The organism is Streptomyces sp. NPDC001796 (genome assembly GCF_042892355.1).
GTDB lineage: Bacteria > Actinomycetota > Actinomycetes > Streptomycetales > Streptomycetaceae > Streptomyces.
The window spans coordinates 159,217-177,593 of record NZ_JBIAUC010000011.1 but is presented as its reverse complement, the minus strand read 5'-3'; the positions used below and the strand labels follow the sequence as shown (position 1 = coordinate 177,593).

The 18,377-nt window shown below is 73.1% G+C and carries 21 protein-coding genes; 12 read left to right on the top strand and 9 right to left on the bottom strand.

Features of this window, described 5'->3' with window-relative positions; translation table 11 throughout:
• Nucleotides 1-6 precede the first annotated feature (6 nt).
• Nucleotides 7-729: a DUF2470 domain-containing protein gene (locus ACFYZE_RS23155; RefSeq protein ID WP_388997149.1), complete on the top strand. Its 723-nt coding sequence runs from the start codon at nucleotides 7-9 to the stop codon at nucleotides 727-729.
• Between the two features lie 145 nt (nucleotides 730-874).
• Here the strand turns inward: ACFYZE_RS23155 and ACFYZE_RS23150 are convergent, their stop codons facing one another.
• The 3 genes from ACFYZE_RS23150 to ACFYZE_RS23140 form a co-directional block, all read right to left on the bottom strand.
• Nucleotides 875-1,942: a hypothetical protein gene (locus ACFYZE_RS23150; RefSeq protein WP_388997146.1), complete on the bottom strand. Its 1,068-nt coding sequence runs from the start codon at nucleotides 1,940-1,942 to the stop codon at nucleotides 875-877.
• A 34-nt stretch (nucleotides 1,943-1,976) separates the two neighbouring features.
• Nucleotides 1,977-3,254: an aromatic acid exporter family protein gene (locus ACFYZE_RS23145; protein WP_388997143.1), complete on the bottom strand. Its 1,278-nt coding sequence runs from the start codon at nucleotides 3,252-3,254 to the stop codon at nucleotides 1,977-1,979.
• An 85-nt stretch (nucleotides 3,255-3,339) separates the two neighbouring features.
• Nucleotides 3,340-3,834, bottom strand: coding sequence for an FBP domain-containing protein (locus tag ACFYZE_RS23140; RefSeq protein WP_388997140.1), 495 nt, complete (start codon nucleotides 3,832-3,834; stop codon nucleotides 3,340-3,342).
• Nucleotides 3,835-3,923: 89 nt separating this feature from the next.
• On the opposite strand from ACFYZE_RS23140, the gene ACFYZE_RS23135 reads away from it, so the two are divergent.
• Nucleotides 3,924-4,898 (top strand): DUF3626 domain-containing protein, encoded by a 975-nt coding sequence (locus ACFYZE_RS23135; protein WP_388997137.1) that lies wholly within the window; start codon nucleotides 3,924-3,926, stop codon nucleotides 4,896-4,898.
• On the opposite strand, the gene ACFYZE_RS23130 is transcribed toward ACFYZE_RS23135, so the two are convergent.
• The gene (locus tag ACFYZE_RS23130; protein ID WP_388997134.1) at nucleotides 4,841-5,479 is read right to left on the bottom strand and encodes a PAS domain S-box protein; all 639 of its coding nucleotides are present in this window, start codon (nucleotides 5,477-5,479) and stop codon (nucleotides 4,841-4,843) included. The two genes, ACFYZE_RS23135 and ACFYZE_RS23130, sit on opposite strands and share 58 nt — an antisense overlap.
• Before the next feature lie 106 nt (nucleotides 5,480-5,585).
• On the opposite strand from ACFYZE_RS23130, the gene ACFYZE_RS23125 reads away from it, so the two are divergent.
• The gene (locus ACFYZE_RS23125) at nucleotides 5,586-6,098 is read left to right on the top strand and encodes a GNAT family N-acetyltransferase (RefSeq protein ID WP_388997131.1); all 513 of its coding nucleotides are present in this window, start codon (nucleotides 5,586-5,588) and stop codon (nucleotides 6,096-6,098) included.
• Between the two features lie 33 nt (nucleotides 6,099-6,131).
• Here the strand turns inward: ACFYZE_RS23125 and ACFYZE_RS23120 are convergent, their stop codons facing one another.
• Entirely contained in the window at nucleotides 6,132-6,410 is a 279-nt protein-coding gene (locus ACFYZE_RS23120; protein WP_388997128.1) for a hypothetical protein, read from the bottom strand.
• Between the two features lie 243 nt (nucleotides 6,411-6,653).
• Here ACFYZE_RS23120 and ACFYZE_RS23115 point away from each other — a divergent pair, with 243 nt between their 5' ends.
• Both ACFYZE_RS23115 and ACFYZE_RS23110 read left to right on the top strand, forming a co-directional pair.
• Complete coding sequence (locus tag ACFYZE_RS23115) at nucleotides 6,654-9,821, top strand: cytochrome P450 (RefSeq protein WP_388997125.1); 3,168 nt, start codon at nucleotides 6,654-6,656, stop codon at nucleotides 9,819-9,821.
• A gap of 221 nt (nucleotides 9,822-10,042) precedes the next feature.
• A complete protein-coding gene (locus tag ACFYZE_RS23110; protein WP_388997122.1) occupies nucleotides 10,043-10,276 on the top strand; it encodes a hypothetical protein in 234 nt (77 codons plus the stop codon).
• 111 nt (nucleotides 10,277-10,387) lie between these two features.
• Here the strand turns inward: ACFYZE_RS23110 and ACFYZE_RS23105 are convergent, their stop codons facing one another.
• The 3 genes from ACFYZE_RS23105 to ACFYZE_RS23095 form a co-directional block, all read right to left on the bottom strand.
• Complete coding sequence (locus ACFYZE_RS23105) at nucleotides 10,388-11,356, bottom strand: SDR family NAD(P)-dependent oxidoreductase (protein ID WP_388997119.1); 969 nt, start codon at nucleotides 11,354-11,356, stop codon at nucleotides 10,388-10,390.
• Between the two features lie 374 nt (nucleotides 11,357-11,730).
• Entirely contained in the window at nucleotides 11,731-12,393 is a 663-nt protein-coding gene (locus tag ACFYZE_RS23100; protein ID WP_388997116.1) for an HAD family hydrolase, read from the bottom strand.
• A gap of 18 nt (nucleotides 12,394-12,411) precedes the next feature.
• Entirely contained in the window at nucleotides 12,412-13,473 is a 1,062-nt protein-coding gene (locus ACFYZE_RS23095; protein WP_388997113.1) for a PHP domain-containing protein, read from the bottom strand.
• A 97-nt stretch (nucleotides 13,474-13,570) separates the two neighbouring features.
• On the opposite strand from ACFYZE_RS23095, the gene ACFYZE_RS23090 reads away from it, so the two are divergent.
• On the top strand, nucleotides 13,571-13,807 hold the full coding sequence (locus ACFYZE_RS23090; protein ID WP_388997110.1) for a hypothetical protein: 237 nt from the start codon (nucleotides 13,571-13,573) through the stop codon (nucleotides 13,805-13,807).
• A 45-nt stretch (nucleotides 13,808-13,852) separates the two neighbouring features.
• Here the strand turns inward: ACFYZE_RS23090 and ACFYZE_RS23085 are convergent, their stop codons facing one another.
• The gene (locus ACFYZE_RS23085; RefSeq protein ID WP_388997107.1) at nucleotides 13,853-14,401 is read right to left on the bottom strand and encodes a VanZ family protein; all 549 of its coding nucleotides are present in this window, start codon (nucleotides 14,399-14,401) and stop codon (nucleotides 13,853-13,855) included.
• Nucleotides 14,402-14,654: 253 nt separating this feature from the next.
• Between ACFYZE_RS23085 and ACFYZE_RS23080 the strand changes: the two genes are divergently transcribed.
• From ACFYZE_RS23080 to ACFYZE_RS23055, 6 genes are read left to right on the top strand one after another with little or no spacing between them, the layout of a single operon-like run.
• A complete protein-coding gene (locus tag ACFYZE_RS23080; RefSeq protein WP_388997104.1) occupies nucleotides 14,655-14,837 on the top strand; it encodes a hypothetical protein in 183 nt (60 codons plus the stop codon).
• Nucleotides 14,834-15,283, top strand: coding sequence for an MrpF/PhaF family protein (locus tag ACFYZE_RS23075; RefSeq protein ID WP_388997101.1), 450 nt, complete (start codon nucleotides 14,834-14,836; stop codon nucleotides 15,281-15,283). Before ACFYZE_RS23080 ends, ACFYZE_RS23075 begins: the two co-directional genes overlap by 4 nt.
• A complete protein-coding gene (locus ACFYZE_RS23070; RefSeq protein WP_388997098.1) occupies nucleotides 15,276-15,539 on the top strand; it encodes a Na(+)/H(+) antiporter subunit B in 264 nt (87 codons plus the stop codon). The genes ACFYZE_RS23075 and ACFYZE_RS23070 overlap by 8 nt, the downstream gene beginning before the upstream one ends.
• Nucleotides 15,536-16,276, top strand: a complete 741-nt coding sequence (locus tag ACFYZE_RS23065; protein ID WP_388997097.1) for an MnhB domain-containing protein — start codon at nucleotides 15,536-15,538, stop codon at nucleotides 16,274-16,276. The genes ACFYZE_RS23070 and ACFYZE_RS23065 overlap by 4 nt, the downstream gene beginning before the upstream one ends.
• A complete protein-coding gene (locus tag ACFYZE_RS23060; RefSeq protein ID WP_388997095.1) occupies nucleotides 16,273-16,620 on the top strand; it encodes a sodium:proton antiporter in 348 nt (115 codons plus the stop codon). The genes ACFYZE_RS23065 and ACFYZE_RS23060 overlap by 4 nt, the downstream gene beginning before the upstream one ends.
• Nucleotides 16,620-18,377 (top strand): complex I subunit 5 family protein, encoded by a 1,758-nt coding sequence (locus ACFYZE_RS23055; protein ID WP_388997092.1) that lies wholly within the window; start codon nucleotides 16,620-16,622, stop codon nucleotides 18,375-18,377. Before ACFYZE_RS23060 ends, ACFYZE_RS23055 begins: the two co-directional genes overlap by 1 nt.

Sequence of the window (18,377 nt, the reverse complement as noted above, 5' to 3'; positions counted from 1 at the left end):
TTGGGGATGGGTCACCGTCACGCCTGGACGGCCGCGCCGGTCGCGGCGGAGCGTGCCCGCTCGGTGCTCGCCGCCGCATGGTCCTGCGCCGTGACCGCGCGGGACGGACGGGAGGAGTTCACCGGCGCACACTCCGTCGCCGCCGACGGCCGGGTGCTGCTGCGCCCGCCCGAGGGCAGCACACTGCTCACGGCCGCGCTGTGTGCGCCCCGGGGAGAGCCGTCCGTGGTGCTGGAGTTCGCCGATGTCGCGCCCGTCCCCGTACGGTCCCGGATCCGCGCCCGGCTGTGGCTCGCGGGCGAGGCCGAGTCCGAGGGGGACGAGCTCGCCCTGCGGCCGACCAGGATCGCGCTGCGACGGGCGAACGGCGTGGTCGTCGTCGATCCCGACGAGTACGCGAGCGCCGAGCCCGACCCGCTCGTCGCCGCCGAGGCCCGGCTGCTCACCCACCTCGCCGACGCCCACCCGGACGCCGTCCAGCGGCTGACCCGGCTCGTCGATCCGGGCAGCCTGCACGGCGCCGTACGCGTCCAGCCGCTCGCCGTCGACCGGCACGGGCTGACACTGCGCATCGAGCGGGCCCGCGACCACGGCGACGTACGCCTGCCGTTCCCCGAGCCCGCGGACACGGTCCCGCAGCTCGCCGAGCGCATGCATGCCCTGCTCGCGCAGGCCGCCCGGACCTGCCCGCGCGCACTGCTGCGGCAGCGCACAGACGGCGACCGGTGAGTCGAACGGCTCGCCGGCAAGCCGCAGTTCCCTCTTACGCCGTCGACGGGGAAGACGCCGGCCTTGGGGGTGTGCTCGCGAGCGCCCGCCCGGCAGACGCAGTGATCCGGCCCCGCACACCACCCGCCGCCCGGGCCGGGGGCAGTCACCAGTCGCCGTCCTCCACCGGCTTTCCCGGCGCGTCACCGAGCGGCTTCACCTGGTGCGGCGAGGGCTGCTGCCACGGCTCGTGGTCGTCGCCGAGCCAGTCGCCGACCGGCTTGATGCGTCCCAGGGTGTCCGTGGGGGCGAGATCCTCGCCGTCCTGGTCGTAGTAGTCGAACCACGGCAGCCCGGCCTCCGTGTACGCCGCGCGGTCCACCGGGGACGGCGGAGGCGCCTCGCCGGTGATACGACGCCACTGCGGGGGCGTGACCAGATGCACGAACACCCGCCCGGCCGGTTCTTCGGCCCAGCTCCCGGCCGGCCGGTCGTCCCGGTAGATTTCCTGGCGCATCGAACCGCCGGCGCCGAGGCCCATCGACGGGGCGCTGCGCGCAGGCCCGCCCGGAGCGGCGGCCATGGCCCTCGGGAACGCGGCACCCGGGGCCGGCGGGGCCCCCGGGGCGGGAAAGGCGCCTCCGTAAGGACCTGTGGCCGCCCTGGCCCGCTCGATCTGCCGGGCCGACTCCCGCCTGCGCCGCTCCTCCTCCCGCCACGCAGCCAGGGGTCCCTCCTTGAGCGGGAACACCTGCAGCTGTATCCCGCCCCACACCTCCTCCCCGGTGACCTGGCCCTCGATCGTGGCGCCGAGCCCGAGCGGCACCGCCACGAACTGGCGCACCGTCCCCCGGCCGGAATTGATCCCGTCCAGCCACGGCTGACGCGGAAGCACCACGTAGTTCTGCGGATCCCTGTCGAGACGCGCACTCCAGGGCCTGCCGGAGACCGCGCACACCTTGCCCGCACCCACCTGGAGGGCGGCAGGCTCCGACGCGGTGAATTGCAGCCACATGGCCTCGCGCAGATACACCGGCAGCATCACGCCGCCGCGCGCCCGCCAGTCGGCCGGCACCGTCTGCGCGTAGTCCTCCACCCGGCGTACGGGGAACTCGCCCAGTCCCGGGGGCAGCGGATGCGTGCCCTTCTCCGGCAGCCGCAGCGTCCGCATGAAGCGAACCCGCACACCCCCCGGCAGCAGCAACCGGTTCCCCTCGATCCGCACCGCTCCCATGCGCCCCGCCCCTCTCCCCGTCCGGTGGTCCGTCCTACCTGGAACGCCGGGGCGGCCCCGTGCGGTTCCGGCGCCGACGCCGATCACGCATCCGGGTGAACCGGGGCTCGCGCACCAGGTCCCACAGCCTGGCCAGCCGCGGGTTGCGCTCGCGCTGCTCCCGGGTGCCGCGGTCCAGCTCCTCCAGCAGGCGCCGGGTGCGGTGCTCGATGTCCAGCTCGTCCAGGATGCGGTTCACCTCGGTCAGCACCGCGCCGTGGAACTGCCACTGACGGCTGTCGCGTTGCACCTCCTCCAGCAGCAGCTGGGCCAGCTTGTCCCGGGTCGCGCCCGCCGTGACCAGCTCCTCGGCGAGCCGGGCCTCCGCGGACTCGGCGCTGCGGCTGACATCGGTCGTGACGAGCACCGCGAAGCTGACCACCGCGTCACCGATCTCCGACAGCAGCCGCTCCAGCGTCGCCCCGATCTCCGCCTCGAACAGCGGCTCGGGTTCCCGCTCCTTCGCCAGGTCGGCCAGGGTGCGGGAGATCACCCGCAGCACCACCGTGACGATTTCCAGCGTGTCGAGTCCGGTGCGCAGCACGATCCGGTGCAGCAGGCCCTCGCGGACCCGCGGGTTGAGCTTCAGACTGTCTTCGGCCTGCCGCAGCGCGGCGTCCACCAGGACGATGTCATGGTCCAGCCGGCGCGCCTCGTGCAGCCGTGCGGCCGCCTGCGCGGCCGGCGTGTGGCCCGCGGCCTCCTCACCGACGCGCAGCATCAGCTGGCGGATCCGGCGGGCGAGCCCGTCGATGGACTCACCGGCGGCCCCGATCCACACCGGGGGAGCGATGAACAGATTGGTTGCGAGGCCGACCGCCGCGCCGATGAGCGTCTCCACGACCCGGGCCCAGGCGGTGCTGCCGACCTGGGTCACCCCGAGGACCAGCATGCCGCTGATCGCGACCTCCTGCACGAACTCTCTGACCCGTACGAGATGCCCCACGGCCAGCGAGGCCAGGATGATCAGGGCGAGGCTCCACCAGGTCAGGCCCACCAGGATGCTGAAGGCGATCGCGATGACGACTCCGGCCACCACGGAGTTCACCCGGCGCACACCGGTGGTGAGCGTCGCGTACAGCGTCACCTGCACGACGAGGAGCGCGGTCAGGGGCGCGGTCAGGGGCGCCGGTTCCGGGCTCAGGCGCAGGGCGACGACATACGCGACGGTCGCGGCCGCGGTCGAACGCACCGCCTGGACGACCTCGGGCTCCTGCCGCCACCTGGCCATCCGGGCGGCGACCTGCGCCCAGGCATCATGGACATCTCGCATCCCCAACGCCTTTCCCTTGGCACCCAGGCATCGAACGTACACAACAGGCACGGCGGGCGTCGCCCGGGGGCGACGCGGTGCGCGGTCAGGTGCCCAGTTTGTCCAGGAAGGCGGACAGGTTGGCCGTCATGCGGGCGATCTGCTCCTCCACCGTGAGGCTCTCCTGGAAGCGGCCCCCGGCCTCGGGCACCTTCTTTCCGCGCACGTACAGGGAACACGCGAGGTCGGTACACATGTACACGCCGACCGAGTTGCCCTCCCGGCCGGCCGCGCCCGCCTTCCGGGCCGTCATCAGGGACACGCCGCTGCCCGGATGGGTGGTCAGGCACAGCGAGCACATGCTGCGGTGCAGGAAGCCGCGCTGCGAGGACGGGAAGCGCAGCGCGACGCCGACGAGCCGGCCGGCGCGTTCGACGACCAGATAGCTGCGATCCGGTGCCCCCGGATCACGCCAGCCCAGGAAGTCCAGGTCGTCCCAGGGACGTTCGCCGAGGTCGCGGGGTATCGCGAGGCGTTTCGCCTCTCCCTTCGAGCAGTTGATGAAGGAGTTGCGGATGTCCTGCTCGGTGAGCGATCTCATGAGGAGTCCTTGCACGGTACGGAACGGAAGCCTGAGCCTAGGGGCCCTAGGTTTTTGCCTAAAGTACTCGGCTCCATGGGGGGTGGCCAATGGATTTCAGGGGAGACGAGCGAGCCGGATCCGGCGCCGGTACGGCGGCCGAACGGGCGCTGCGGCACGTGGCGGCTCTCTCCTCGGGTCCCCCGGTACCCCGGGACCTGCGGCTGACCTTCAACTTCCACCCCGACCGGCTCGGGCGTGACGGCCGGCCGATCCTGCGGGCGCTGGTCGTGGACGGCGCGTACCGCTCGCAGTTCGTCACCGGCACCAGCAACGGGGGGCTCACCGCGCACCCCGGCGGTGACCGCTGGCGCTGGGAGAGCCGGATCTTCGGCGGCGCCTACGACACCGGGCCCGCGCAGCAGCGGCCGGTGTACGGCGCGCTCAACTTCCGCCACCAGGTGGTCGGGGCGGCGCCCCGTTTCGGCTCCTCGCACTTCCGGCTGACCGCCCCCACGCTGGAGCGGGCCACGTTCTGCTACCCGGACAGCGCGGCCGAGCCGCGCCACTTCGGGGTGGCCGCGGGCATGCACCTGGTCGAGCTGGCCGGGGCCGACCGCCAGGACGCCCTGAACGACTACATCGAGGTCCATGTGCACGGCCCGGTCCTGCTGGAACGGGACGTGGAGGCGCTGGTCCTGGACGCGAGCCACTGCGGCACCCCCGTCGAGGCCGCTGCCCGCCGGCTGCCGTGCGCCGTGGAGTGGCACCCCGGGTACCGGCTCTCCGTGGCGCAGCTGCGCCGGCACGCGGACTACCGCGGCCCTCAGTACGTCGAGTTGGGGGAGCGGATCGCCGAGGACGGGCGCCTCGATCCGAGGATCATCGGTGATGCGGTGCGCACGTGCCGGTACGTGCCGCAGGACCTGAAGATGGTGTGGCACTGCCTGGCGCGCTTCGGCGCGCCGGAGGGGGCGGGGACGGCCCGGACGGCCGGTACGGACGGGGGTGCGGTGCGGCCCGCGGCTCAGCAGCCGGCCGCCTCCGGCGGCCACACCCCGGGCATGAGCACGCCCAGCGCATAGGCGCGCGCCACCAGCTCCGTACGGTTCGCCGCGCCCCACCGCTGCGACAGACGCCGCAGATGGTAGGTGACGCCGTCCACCGTGAGCCCGGTCTCGCGCGCCGCCCGGGCCGTGGTGGCGCCGCCGGCCAGCAGCACCAGGATGCGGGCCTCGGCGGGGCTGGCGGGCGGGGCGGCGGCCGCCCGGTCCGGCTTCGGGCACTCGCCCAGCACGCGTACCAGGACCAGCAGCGCGGGCATCGCCTCGACCGAGTCGCTGACCGGGTCGGCGGTCAGTTCACCATGGCGCCGGACCCCGTCGGCGGCGTCCCAGCACACCGACACCGGGTAGCGCGAACGGTGCCGTAATCGCAGGGCCTGCGCGATGCGCTCGATCTGGGTCGGCTCCTGCGGACGGAACCGGTCCAGCACGTTCCGCCCGCGCAGGCCTCCCGGTGTCGCACCCCACTCGGTGGCCATCGCCGGATTGGCCAGCACGATCGCCCCGTGCACGTCGCACACCGCGACCGGCATCGGGATCCGGTCGAAGAGCGTCAGCGCCCGGTTCCGCCACACGACCGAGGCCTGAGGTTCCGAGTCCATCACGCTCCCTCACCACGTTCCGCGACCAACGATAGACACCCAGGTCACAGGCATGACGCCGGGTGGTGCGGAGTCGTTGTCAGACCCCGGCCCTAAGGTGAGCGCCATGGACACCACGGACGCGCTACAGGTACGGCTCGAGCCCTGGGCCGAGGACGACTTCTGGCTGCTGCGCAGGACCAACAGCCCTGAGATGACGGAGCACTTGGGCGGCCCCGAGACCGAGGAGCGCCTCGCCGCGCGGCACCGGCGCTATCTCGCTCTCGAAGCGGGCCGGATGTACCGGATCACGCTGGCGGACAGCGGCCGGACGGTGGGGTCGATCGGCTTCTGGGAGCGGTCGTGGCGTGATGCGACGGTGTGGGAGACCGGGTGGGGCGTGCTGCCCGAGTTCCAGGGACGGGGCCTCGCCGCCCGGGCGGCCCGCGCTGTGGTCGAGGCGGCACGAGCCACCGGGACCCACCGGTATCTGCACGCGTTCCCGAGCGTGGACCACCCGGCCTCCAACGCGGTCTGCCGCAAGGCCGGCTTCGAACTGCTCGGACCGGTCGACTTCGAGTACCCCAAGGGGCAGTGGGCCACATCCAACGACTGGCGGACCGATCTCGCTCGCAGATGACAGCAGGCCGGGCCGCCGTTGCCTGCCGGGGCACTAGGCGCTCTCAGGCGGCTCCTCCGCCTGTGCCAGCACCTCCGCCTCGACCTCGGCGCGCGTCCGGCCGTGGGACTTCGCGTACTCGGTGAGCTCGGCCTGAAGGTCCCGGTCGAGGTCGCGCCAGGCCCGCCAGGCGGTCTCGTACGTGTCGGTCTGCTGCTTGGTCCACGGCGTGGCGGTGGGCGGGCCGTACTTCTCGCGCAGTCCGGCGGTCCGCACCTGGGCCTCTTTCGCCGCGCGCTGCATCTCCACGATTTCTTCGAACGTCTTCGCCACGGCCCCGGATCCTAGGCGCGCGCACGAGGGGCCGGGTCCCGCGACCCGCATGAGAGGGCCGAGATCGACCGGTCGGCCCTAGGTGGTGTCCGGCAACGCCTTCTTGCGCACCACGGCCGGCTTGGCAAGGCCCGGCCGGCTCTTTCCACTGCGGATTCGTGTAGTCGCACGGCACGGGCCCCAGGCAGCCGGCGACCAAGCTGGTGGCAGGAGTTCCGCACCGCGAAAGGCAGTTGTCGCGTCATGCCCCACACCGCGCACCAGCAGACCACCATCGGCACCCCGCACGGCGTCCCCGTGGCCGACATCTCCGACACCGGCCCCGGCCACACCCCGATCCAGCAGGCCATGGAGCTGATGCGCCGGTACGGTCCCGTGCTGGTGCGCCGGCTGCACGGGCGCGACGTGCTGTTCGTGGCCGACCTCGACCTGGTCACCGACCTCGCCGACGAGGCCCGCTTCGCCAAGGCCGTCGGCCCCGCCCTGCGCAACGTCCGCGAGTTCGCCGGGGACGGCCTGTTCACCGCGTACAACGACGAGCCCAACTGGGCCAGGGCCCACGACATCCTGATGCCCGCCTTCGCCCTCGGCTCGATGCGCACCTATCACCCGGTGATGCTGCGCGTGGCGCGCCGGCTGATCGCGTCCTGGGACCGGGCCGGCCGCGAGGGCCGGCCGGTGAACGTCCCCGACGACATGACGCGCATGACCCTCGACACCATCGGGCTCGCCGGCTTCGGCTACGACTTCGGCTCCTTCGAACGCGACGAGCCGCACCCCTTCGTCGAGTCGATGGTCCGGTGCCTGGAGTGGAGCATGACCCGGCTCGGCCGGCTGCCCGGCGACGACCACACGGCGGCGGACGCGGCATTCCGCGACGACGCCGCCCACCTCGCCCGGGTCGTCGACGACGTCATCGCCGCGCGCAGGGCGGACGGCGGGCAGGGTGAGGCGGAGGACCTGCTCGGCCTCATGCTCACGGCGCGGCACCCGGCCGACGGCACCACCCTGGACGCCGCGAACATCCGCAACCAGGTGATCACCTTCCTGATCGCCGGCCACGAGACCACCTCCGGCGCGATGTCGTTCGCCCTGTACCACCTCGCCAAGAACCCGGCCGTGCTCCAGCTCGTCCAGCGGGAGGTCGACGCCCTGTGGGGCGACGCCGCCGACCCGGAACCGACGTACGACGAGATCGGACGGCTCACCTACACCCGCCAGGTGCTCAACGAGGCGCTACGACTGTGGCCGACCGCCGCCGCTTTCGGCCGGCACGCCCGCGAGGACACCCTGCTCGGCGGCCGCATCCCGCTGCGCGCCGGCCAGTCCGTCACCGTCCTCACCCCGATGCTGCACCGGCAGCCGGTGTGGGGCGACAACCCCGAACTGTTCGACCCCACCCGCTTCACACCCGAGGCCGAGGCCGCCCGCTCACCGCACGCCTACAAGCCGTTCGGCACCGGTGAACGCGCCTGTATCGGCCGCCAGTTCGCGCTGCACGAGGCGACCATGCTGCTGGCGATGCTGGTGCACCGCTACCGCTTCCACGACCACGCCGACTACCGGCTCACGGTCAAGGAGACCCTCACGCTCAAGCCCGAGGACTTCACCCTCACCCTGTCGTCCCGCACCGCCGCCGACCGGACGCACCCGCCCCTGCCGGGCGCCCACCGGCCCCGTACGGAGTCGGCGCCCGACGACACCACCCTGCCCGCCCGCGTACGCCCCGGCACCCGCGCACTCTTCCTGCACGGCAGCAACTACGGCACGTGCCGTGACTTCGCAGGCCGACTCGCCGACGAGGCCGCCGCCGTCGGCTGTGAGACCGAGGTGGCACCCCTCGACGCGTACGCCGGTGGGCTGCCCACCGACCGTCCCGTCGTGATCAGCGCCGCCTCCTACAACGGGCAGCCCACGGACGACGCCGTCGCCTTCGCCGCCTGGCTGTCCGACAACGCGGCCGACGCCACGGACGTCACCTATGCCGTCCTCGGCGTCGGCGATTGCACCTGGGCCGCCACCTACCAGCACGTCCCGACCCGCATCGACGAACGCCTGGCCGAACTCGGCGGTACCCGCCTGCTGGACCGCGCGGCGGCCGACGCCTCGGGCGACCTCGGTGGCACCGTCCGCGCCTTCACGGCGCGGTTGCGCACCGCCCTCCTGGAGCGCTACGGCGACCCGGACGCCACCGCCGCCGCGGAGCCGGCGCGGGCCTACGAGGTCCGGACCCTCACCGGCGGCCCCCTGCACGCGCTCGCCGAGCGGCACGACCTGGTTCCGATGACCGTCACCGAGGCATACGACCTGACCGCGCCCGGCCATCCCCGGCTCAAGCGGTTCGTGCGCCTCGCACTGCCCGACGGCACGACCTACCGCACCGGCGATCACGTGGCCGTGCTGCCCGTCAACGACAAGGCGCTCATCGAGCGGGCCGCCACCGCGCTCGGCGTGGACCTGGACACCGTCCTGGACATCCGCGCGGCCCGCCCACGGCGTGACGGCCTGGCCGTGGACCGGCCACTGACGATACGTCAGCTCCTCGCTCGCCACGTGGAACTGCTGGAGCGCCCGAACGCCGACCAGCTGGCCGTGCTCGCCGCCGCCAACCCGTGCCCTCCCGAACGTGCCGCACTGGCGGCCCTCACCGACGACCCGCGCACACTCGTCGAGGTCCTCGAGGCGTACCCGGCCCTGCGCGGTGCCCTCGACTGGCCGACGCTGCTCGACCTGCTCACGCCGCTGCGCCCCCGGCACTACTCGGTGTCCTCCTCGCCCGCGGCCGACCCCGGTCACATCGACCTCATGGTCTCGCTCCTCGACGCCCCGGCCCGTTCCGGGAACGGCACCTACCGTGGCGTCGGCTCCGGGCACCTGGCCGCGGTCGAGCCCGGCGACACCGTCCTGGCACGCCTCCAGCCCTGCCGTGAGGCCTTCCGCGTCGACCACTCGGGTCCGGTCGTCATGATCGCGGCCGGTACCGGACTCGCCCCGTTCCGCGGTGCGATCGCGGACCGGGTGCGGGCACTGGCCGACGGCGCCCGGCTCGCCCCGGCCGTCTGCTACTTCGGCTGTGACGCGCCGGACGCGGACTTCCTGCACGCCGAGGAGTTGCGGGCCGCCGAGGCCGTCGGTGCGGTCTCGCTGCGTCCCGCGTTCAGCGCGGCGCCCGTCGACGGGGTCTCCTTCGTGCAGCACCGCATAGCCGCCGAGGCCGACGAGGTGTGGCGGCTGCTCGATGCCGGGGCCCGCGTCTACGTGTGCGGGGACGGCTCCCGTATGGCTCCGGGCGTGCGCGAGGCGTTCCGGGCGCTGCACGCCGAGCGGGTGCCGCGCGGTGACTCCGGACGGTGGCTTGACGAGCTGATCGCGTCGGGGCGTTATGTCGAGGACGTGTACGCGGCCGGGTGACGGCGCCGAAGGGTTGCCGCCGCGGGGTTGCCGTGGCCCCGCGGCGGAGGGGCCCCGTCGGTCACGGCCACCCGTCACCCTCCGCCACCTGAGGATTCCCCTGGTCAACCGCGCACCGCCGGTTTCGCGGACCCTTCCCGCGGTACTCGGCGCCTCGCCGGAAGGGCCTCGCTCCGCGCGGGGCCCGTCATGCCGGCAATGAGAGAAATGGAGTGATCGCCGTGACCGAGCACGGGTATGAGGGTCCCGGCGAGACCGTGGAGCCGGTCCCGCGGGACATGCCGGACCAGCAGGCCCATGGGGGTGAGGACCGGTGGGACGCCCGCCCCGCAAAGGGCGGCGCCGATGCCCCGGACGTCCCCGACACGGACGAGGCGGGCACCGGCAGGCAGGGCGCCCCGCACGCGGGTTCCGTCCACCCCGAGGGCCCCGTACCGGACGAGTCCCCGGACTGACCGCCTCGTCCCCGACGTACCGGCTGCGCCGCCGGCCCCGGAGCGAAAAGGGCTCCACGGGCCGGTGGCGCGGTCGGGCCCACGGGCGCCGAGCGGCCCGACTCCTCCTTCTCAGGAGCCGGACGCGAACGCGTCGACGCCCGTGAGGTCCGCGGACACCTCCCACAGGCGCGCCGCCTGCTCCGGATCGATCGCCCAGTCCTTCACCCCGCTGCGGCCGCCGTCCGCCGGTGCGGGCTCCGCGATGTCGCAGTCCTCGCAGTACACCCCGCCCATGCCTGCCAGTCGGGGTGAGGTCGCCGCCCACACCTGGGTGGCCGCACCCTGTTCGGGTGTCTTGAAGGCGTCCGGGTCCACCAGGGCGCCCGTCTCGTCGATCCAGCCGCGCTCGACCATCTCCTCCTTGGCGAGGTGACGCTGCAGCGGAGTGAGGATCCCGCCGGGGTGCAGCGAGAAGGCGCGGACGCCGTCCTCGCGGCCCAGTCGGTCCAGATGCACGGCGAACAGGACGTTCGCGGTCTTCGCGTGGCCGTACGCCTCCCACTTGTCGTACCCCTGCTTGAAGTGCAGGTCGTCCCAGCGGATCCCGGACCTGTGGTGTCCGGCCGACGACACGGACACGACTCGCGCCCCGCCCGGTGCGATCGCCGGCCACAACCGGTTCACGAGCGCGTAGTGGCCGAGGTGGTTCGTGGCGAACTGCGCCTCCCAGCCGGGTCCCACCCGTGTCTCGGGGGTGGCCATGATCCCGGCGTTGTTGATCATGATGTCGATGGTGCGGTCCGACGCGAGGAACCGCTCGGCGAACCCTCGCACGCTCTGAAGGTCACCGAGGTCGAGCTCGTCCACCTCCACGCGGTCGAGCCCCGCCAGAGCCTCCTGAGCCACGTTCCGGCGCCGCGCCGGGACCACCACCTGGGCGCCCGCCTTGACGAGCGCCCGAGTCGTCTCCAGACCGAGCCCCGAGTAGCCGCCCGTCACCACCGCGAGCTTGCCGTTGAGGTCGATGCCCCGAAGTACGTCGTCGGCGGTGCTCTTGGCGTCGAAACCCGACCCGATCCTGTGCTGTGCAGTGGTCATGCGAGGACGCTACGAATTGGAGCGCGCTCGAGGTCAAGCCGGTGCCGTGCCTACCGGGGCATCGCCTACGGGGCATCGGTCGCCGTCCCAGGGAGTGCGGGGAACCGGGCGTGCCGGGCAGGGAAAAGCCCCGACCGGACGGGGGAATGCCGGTCGGGGCAGCCTGTGGTGGGCGCGCACGGCGGTCGCCTCTCGGCGAGATGCTCCACAGGGCTTCAGCCGAACGATCGTCCCTGTGGGCGGAAGGTGAGGCCCGGGGACACTGTCCCGTGCGCTCCCACGGCTTGTTCAACAGGAAACTACCGGTCGGTGTTCCGGAAAATCCAGCCGCCGGAGGTGATGTGCGTCACTGCGCGATGCCTGCGGTCCGCCGACTACGTATCCGGGGCCAGCGGACTGCCCCCGAGCATCGCCAGCAGATGAGCCGGATCCCGGTAGATGGCGCGCGCCCCGGCCTCCTGGAGGTCCGCGCTCGGTATGCCCCCGGACAACAGGCCGACGCACGTCACTCCGGCCCGTGTCCCGGCCCGCATGTCCCACACCGTGTCGCCCACGAACACCGCCTGCTCGGGCGGCACCCCGGCCAGCTCCAGGGCATGCTCCACGGGCTCAGGCGCCGGTTTGCCCGCCGCCACGTCGTCCGCGCTCGCCGTCGCCGCGATCGCGTCGTCCGCCCCGATCGCCCGCCTCAGCGCCGACAGCTCGCGCCCGCTCGCCGAGGTGGCGAGCACGACGTTCCAGCCGTCGTGGTCGAGCCGGCGCAGCAGCCGCCCGGCGTCCTTCAGCGGCGGCAGACGGTCGAAGTACGTGCCGTACAGCGTCGTGTGCGCGGCCACCAGCATGTCGATCTCGTCCCGGTCCCGCCCGCCCAGCAGATGGGCGATCAGGTCCTCGGAGCCGAGCCCCACCGCCCGGTGGATGGCGTGCATCGGCACCTGGTGACCCGCCTGCCGGAACGCCTCCCACCACGTCGTGACATGCAGATGATTCGTGTCGACGAGGGTGCCGTCCACGTCGAACACCGCCGCCCGTCCCATGTTCGGTCCTCTCCTCCCTCACGTAGGGGGCCGGGTACCACGCGCCGCGCCGGCCACACGCGCGGGAACCCGCCGCTCCCGGGTCCAGGCCAGCAACTCCTCGGCGCTCCAGGTGGTGACCACACGGTCCGTGGGCACCCGGCACTCCTCGGCCCGGGCGCAGCCGTTGATCTGCCAGTCCAGTTGCCCGGGCGCGTGGGCGTCGGTGTCGATCGCGAACAGCGCTCCCGCCTCGACCGCCCGGCGCAGCAGCCGCCGCGGCGGGTCCAGCCGCTCGGGCCGGCTGTTGATCTCCACGGCCGTACCGGACTCGGCGCACGCGGCGAACACCGCGTCCACGTCGAACTCCGACTCCGGGCGCCCGCGCCCGGTGACCAGCCTTCCGGTGCAGTGGCCGAGCACGTCGGCCAGCGGATTGCGGACGGCCGCGATCATGCGGCGGGTCATCGAGCGCGCGTCCATGCGCAGCTTGGAGTGCACCGACACGACCACGACGTCGAGCCGGTCCAGCAGTTCCGGGTCCTGGTCCAGTGAGCCGTCCTCGAGGATGTCGCACTCGATGCCGGTCAGCAGCCGGAAGGGCGCCCACTCCTCGTTCAGCGCGGCGACCACGTCCAGCTGCTCACGCAGCCGCTCCGCGGACAGCCCGCGGGCGACGGTGAGTCTGGGGGAGTGGTCGGTGAGCGCCGCCCACTCGTGTCCGAGCCGCGCCGCCGTGCGGCCCATCTCCTCGATCGGGCTGCCGCCGTCCGACCAGTCCGAGTGCAGATGGCAGTCGCCGCGCAACAGCGCCCGCAGCCGCTCGCCGCCCCGCTTCGGCGCGGCCCCGCCCTCCTGCTCCAGCTTCTCCAGGTAGCCGGGGACCTGCCCGGCCACCGCCTCCCGCACCACCTGGGCGGTGGTGGGCCCGATGCCCTTGAGCGACTCCAGCGTCCCGGCGGCCGCGCGCTCGGCGACCTCGTCCCCGGGCAGGGCGGCCACCACGGCGGCCGCGGTGCGGAAGGCCCGTACGCGATAGGTGGGGGCCTGGGCCCGCTCCAGCAGGAACGCGATCCGGTCCAGCGCTGTCACGGGGTCCATCGGCACCTTCCTCCTCAAGCGTTGCCCAGCCGGGTGCGGCCCGCACGACGGGCGCGTCCGGCCGCCCCGGCGCCCGGACCGCTCTACCCTCGATTGCATGACCGAAATCGCGAGTCCCCACATCTCCCGTCCGCGGATCGTGGTGCTCGGGGTGCAGCCGGGCGACCCGCCGTTCCGGATCGTGGAGGTCGACGGCGAGGTGGTCGGCTCGGCGCACTCGATCACCGACGTGCTGGCGCTCGCCGCGCAGGCGGGCGTCCTGGTCCACGACTGCGACGACCCGGATCTGGTCCGCTGGGTGGGCGGCGGCAAGTTCCACTGGACGCCGCACTAGCCGGTAAGACGACCCACTGCGACGACTCGGCGTGAGGCCGCCGTCTCAGGCCTTGCGCGGCCTGCGCGGCCTGCGCGCATGCACGGCCCGCCCCAGCCGGCGCCCCACCAGCAGATGGCCGAGCAGCGCGCCCGCGGTGTTGAGGATGACGTCGTCGATGTCGAAGGCCCGCCCCGTGACGACCGCGCCCTGCACGAGTTCGACCAGCAGCATCACGCACGCGGTGACGAAGCCCACGCGCAGGATGCCCCGCGCCCCGGGGGCCAGTACCGGCAGCAGGATCCCGAACGGCACGCCGAGCAGTACGTTTCCGCCGATCTGCCGCACGGCGTCGCGCGCCCCGGACTGCTCCAGATAGGCGCGCAGGGACCGCCCCGGATGCAGATTGCTGTGGACCAGCGCCCGCGACGCGGGCGACGGCTCCAGCGTGAGCCGGGCCAGCGCGGCGGCGAACGCCACCATCGCCACGAAGGCCAGGGCCATGGCCAGCAGCCGCAGGGGAAGCGGCAGCGGCCGCCGTTCCCGCTCAGGCGCCGCCGGGGCCCGGCGGAGACCGGACCTGGCGGCCAGTGCGCGCAACGCCGGATGTGCCATCGCGTCCTCCCGTGTCAACTACGTTCCAGGCGAAGCTGATTACCCGCTGCCGTGCCATCGAAGCCCGGCGGTGCGCAAGCCGGGACAGCCGTTCACCACTGATGAGCCTGAGGCATACCGCCATCGGTTTCCCCGCCCGTTCGTGGGGCACTCCGAGCAGCAGCCACTCGCGCGCGCCGCCACCTCCCGGGGCACGCACGGTGCTTGGATGACATTCCGGACATTCCATGGCGACGGTGGACGGAGGCGGTGCATGGACGCGCGTACGACATTCCGGGCCGCCCTGGAGATCGTCCTCTGGTGGGGCGGCCTCACCGTGCTCTGGATCGTTCTCATCAGCTCGGTCGACACCCTGGAGTGGGCCGTCGGCGCGTCGGCCGCACTCGTGGGCGCCGTCGCCGCGCGCGCCGCACGACGGGCGGTGGGCGCCCGGTGAACGGCTGGACGCTCACGGCAACGATCGCTCTCGGCGCGGGCGTCGGTGCCACGGTGTGGGGTGTCTCGACCGGACCGCTGCGCCGCCGGGTCGTCGCCCAGAACCTCTCCAGCGCGGTCGCCTGCCCCGGACTGCTGCTGCTGTCCCAGGGGTTCGGGCGCACGTCGTACGTCGACCTCGCGCTTCTGCTGGCCCTGCTGGGGCCGGTCGGCACCCTCGTCTTCGCCCGGCTGCTCGCCGGGGAACTGGCCGAGGACCCGCCGCAGGCCTGGGGCATCACCCTCGCCGTCGCGGGATACGGGGCCGTGGTGGTGCTGGTGCTGTGCGCCGTCACCGGACCCGGGCGGGCGATGGTCAAGCTGCTGGTCGTCGGGGCACTGCTGATCAGCGGCAACCTCATCGCCTCCCGAGCGCTCGCGGGCGGATTCGGGAGTCACCGTGGATGACCCGCTGATCGTCGTCGCCCTGCTGCTCGTCGCCGCCTCGGCGACCGCGGCCGTCGCCACCCGCGACCCCGCCCGCCAGGCCCTCGTCCTCGCACTGCTCGGCCTGTGTCTGGCCGTGCTGTTCACGGTGGTGCAGGCGCCCGACGTGGGCCTGTCGCAACTCGCGGTGGGGTCCGCGGTGACCCCGCTGCTGATCATGCTCTCGGTGCGCAAGGTCAGGAGGAAACCCAAGGACGGGAAGGGGGATGAGCGGTGACGCGGCGCGCCCGCATGATCGTGCTGGTTCTCGGCGGCGCCTGCCTCGCGGCCCTCCTCGTCGCCGCCTGCCTCGGCCTGCCCTCCTTCGGCGGCTCCTGGCACCCCTATGGCGACCGGGCCGTCCACGCCTCTCTGTCCCGGCAGACCGCAAACACCATCGCCTCCGTCAACTTCGACCTGCGCGCCTTCGACACGCTCGGAGAGATGAGCATCCTGTTCGCGTCCGTCCTCGGCACGGTCGTCCTGCTCCGCCAGACCCGCGACGAGAAACGCGCCACGCCCGAACCGGAGGCGGTCGCGTCACCCGTCCGCCGTTACGCGCTGATCGTGCTGCCGGTCGCCGTCCTCACCGGCCTGTACGTCATCGCGCACGGCCAGCTCAGCCCCGGCGGCGGCTTCCAGGGCGGAGTCGTCGCAGCGACCGGCCTGCACCTGCTCTACCTCGGCGCCGACTACCACGCCCTGGAACGCATCCGGCCGATCGGCCTGTACGAGATCGGTGACGCGCTCTCCGCCTCGGGCTACCTCGTGACGGGGTTCGCGGGCGTTCTCGCCGGCACGGCGTTCCTCGCCAACACCCTGCTGCCGTACGGCACGTTCAACACGCTGTCCTCCGGCGGCACCGTACCGGTGCTGAACGCCGCCATCGGCATGGAGGTGACCTGCGCGATCGTCGTCCTGCTCGCACGCTTCCTGGACCAGGCCGTCGAAATCGAGGAGGAGGGGAACCGATGAGCGTACTGCCGTACCTCGTGGCCGTCTGGATCTTTCTGTCCGGCTGCTACGGCCTCGCGACCAGCCGCAACCTGATCCACGCGGTCGGCTGCCTCGCCGTCTGCCAGTCCGCCACCTACGTCCTGCTGCTCGCCGTCGGCTACCGCGACGGCGGCACCGCGCCCGTCTTCTCCGACCTCAAGCCCGGCTCACGGCCGGTCGTGGATCCGGTCGTACAGGCGCTCACCCTCACCGACATCGTCGTCGGCGCCACCGTCACCGCCCTGCTGCTCGCTCTCGTCATGCAGGTCGCCAAGCGTCACGGCACGGTCGACCCCGACGAACTGCGGGAGTTGCGCGGCTGATGAACCACCTGCTGCCGCTGCTCGTCGCAGTCCCGCTGCTCGGTGCCGGAGCGCTGGTCGCCTGCGGACGCCGGCTGCCCCGCGTCGTCGCCGAGAGCGCCGGGTGCGCCGTGGCGGCCGGCACCGCCTCACTCGGCGTCTGGCTGCTCCTCAACTCCTCGCCGCCGCTCACCGAATGGGTCGGCGGCTGGACGCCCGTGGGCGGGGAGAGCGTCGGCATCGTCCTCGTCGGGGACGGCCCCGGGCTCGGGATGGCCGCTCTCGCCTCCGCGCTGACGCTGGCCGCCCTCGTGTACTCCTGGCGCTACTTCGAGGAACCGCCCCGCGGGCACGCCGGTTCCTACCCCGCCCTGTTGCTGCTGTTCCAGGGCGGCATGTGCGGCTTCTCGATCACCGGCGACCTGTTCAACGCGTTCGTGTTCTTCGAGCTGATGGGCGCCGCGGCCTACGCCCTGACCGGCTACCGGGTGGAGGAGGCCAAGGCCGTCCAGGGCGGCCTGACCTTCGGCGTCATCAACTCCCTGGGCGCGTACGCCATGCTCATGGGCATCGGACTGCTCTACGCGCGCACCGGCGAACTCGCCATGACCAAGCTGGGACGCGGGCTCGACGCCCACGGCGGACCCGACGCGCTGACCCTCGCCGCCTTCGTCCTCGTCCTGACCGGGCTGCTGGTCAAGGCCGCCGCGGCGCCGTTCCACTTCTGGCTGCCCGACGCGCACGCCGTCGCACCCACCCCGGTGTGCATGCTGCTGTCCGGCGTCATGGTCGAACTCGGCCTGTACGGGGTCTGGCGCGTCTACACCACCGTCTTCTCGGGGCCCGGCGGGATTCCCGCGGCCGACCTGGAGCGGGCCCTGGTCGTCCTCGGCATCCTGACCGGCGTCGTCGGCGCGGTCATGTGCTGGCACCAGCGGCACATCAAACGTCTCCTCGCCTGCTCGACCATCGCCCACATGGGGCTGTTCCTCGTCGGTGTCGGCACACTCGTGCCCGAGGCGGACGACGGGGTCGCCCTGTACATCCTGGGCCACGCCGGAGCCAAGGCCGCCCTGTTCGCCTGCACCGGCCTCCTGCTCGACCGGTTCGGCTGCGTCGACGAGGCGGCGCTGCACGGCAGCGGCCGTCCGCTGCGCGGCGTCGCGGTGATGTTCGTGCTCGGAGGACTCGCACTCGCCGGGCTGCCCCCGTTCGGCACCTCCCTCGGCAAGGCGGTCCTGGAGGAGGCGGGCGGGCCGCTGACCGTCCTCTACGTCGGCGTGTCCGCGGTGACGGGAGGCGCGGTCCTGCGGGTCGCCGCCCGCGTCTTCTACGGGCTAGGCCCTCAGCCACGGCTCGACGCGTCGTACGAGACCACCGGCACCGGAGAGGAACCCGAGACCCGGCACCGGCTGCGCCGCATCCCGGACACCATGACGGCCGTGCCCGCCGTGCTGCTCGCCGCGTCGCTCGCGGTGGGCGTCGTCCCGGGCTTCGCGCAGACCGTGGCGCGCTCCGTGAACGAGGCCGGCTCGGGCGGTGCGGTCGTCTCGGTCCACTGGACCGTGGCCGGCGTCCTTCTGGGGCTCGCCTCCACGGTCCTCGCCCTCACCCTGGCCGCACTCGCCGTCGTCCGTCCCGGACTGCTCGCCGCCCGGGCGTGGACGCTGCCGCTGCGCCGGCTGCAGTCCGGGCACATCGGGGACTACGTGGCCTGGGTCCTGATGGGGACGGCCCTGCTCGGGCTGCTCGCCCTGCCGGCCGTCCTGTCCGGCTGA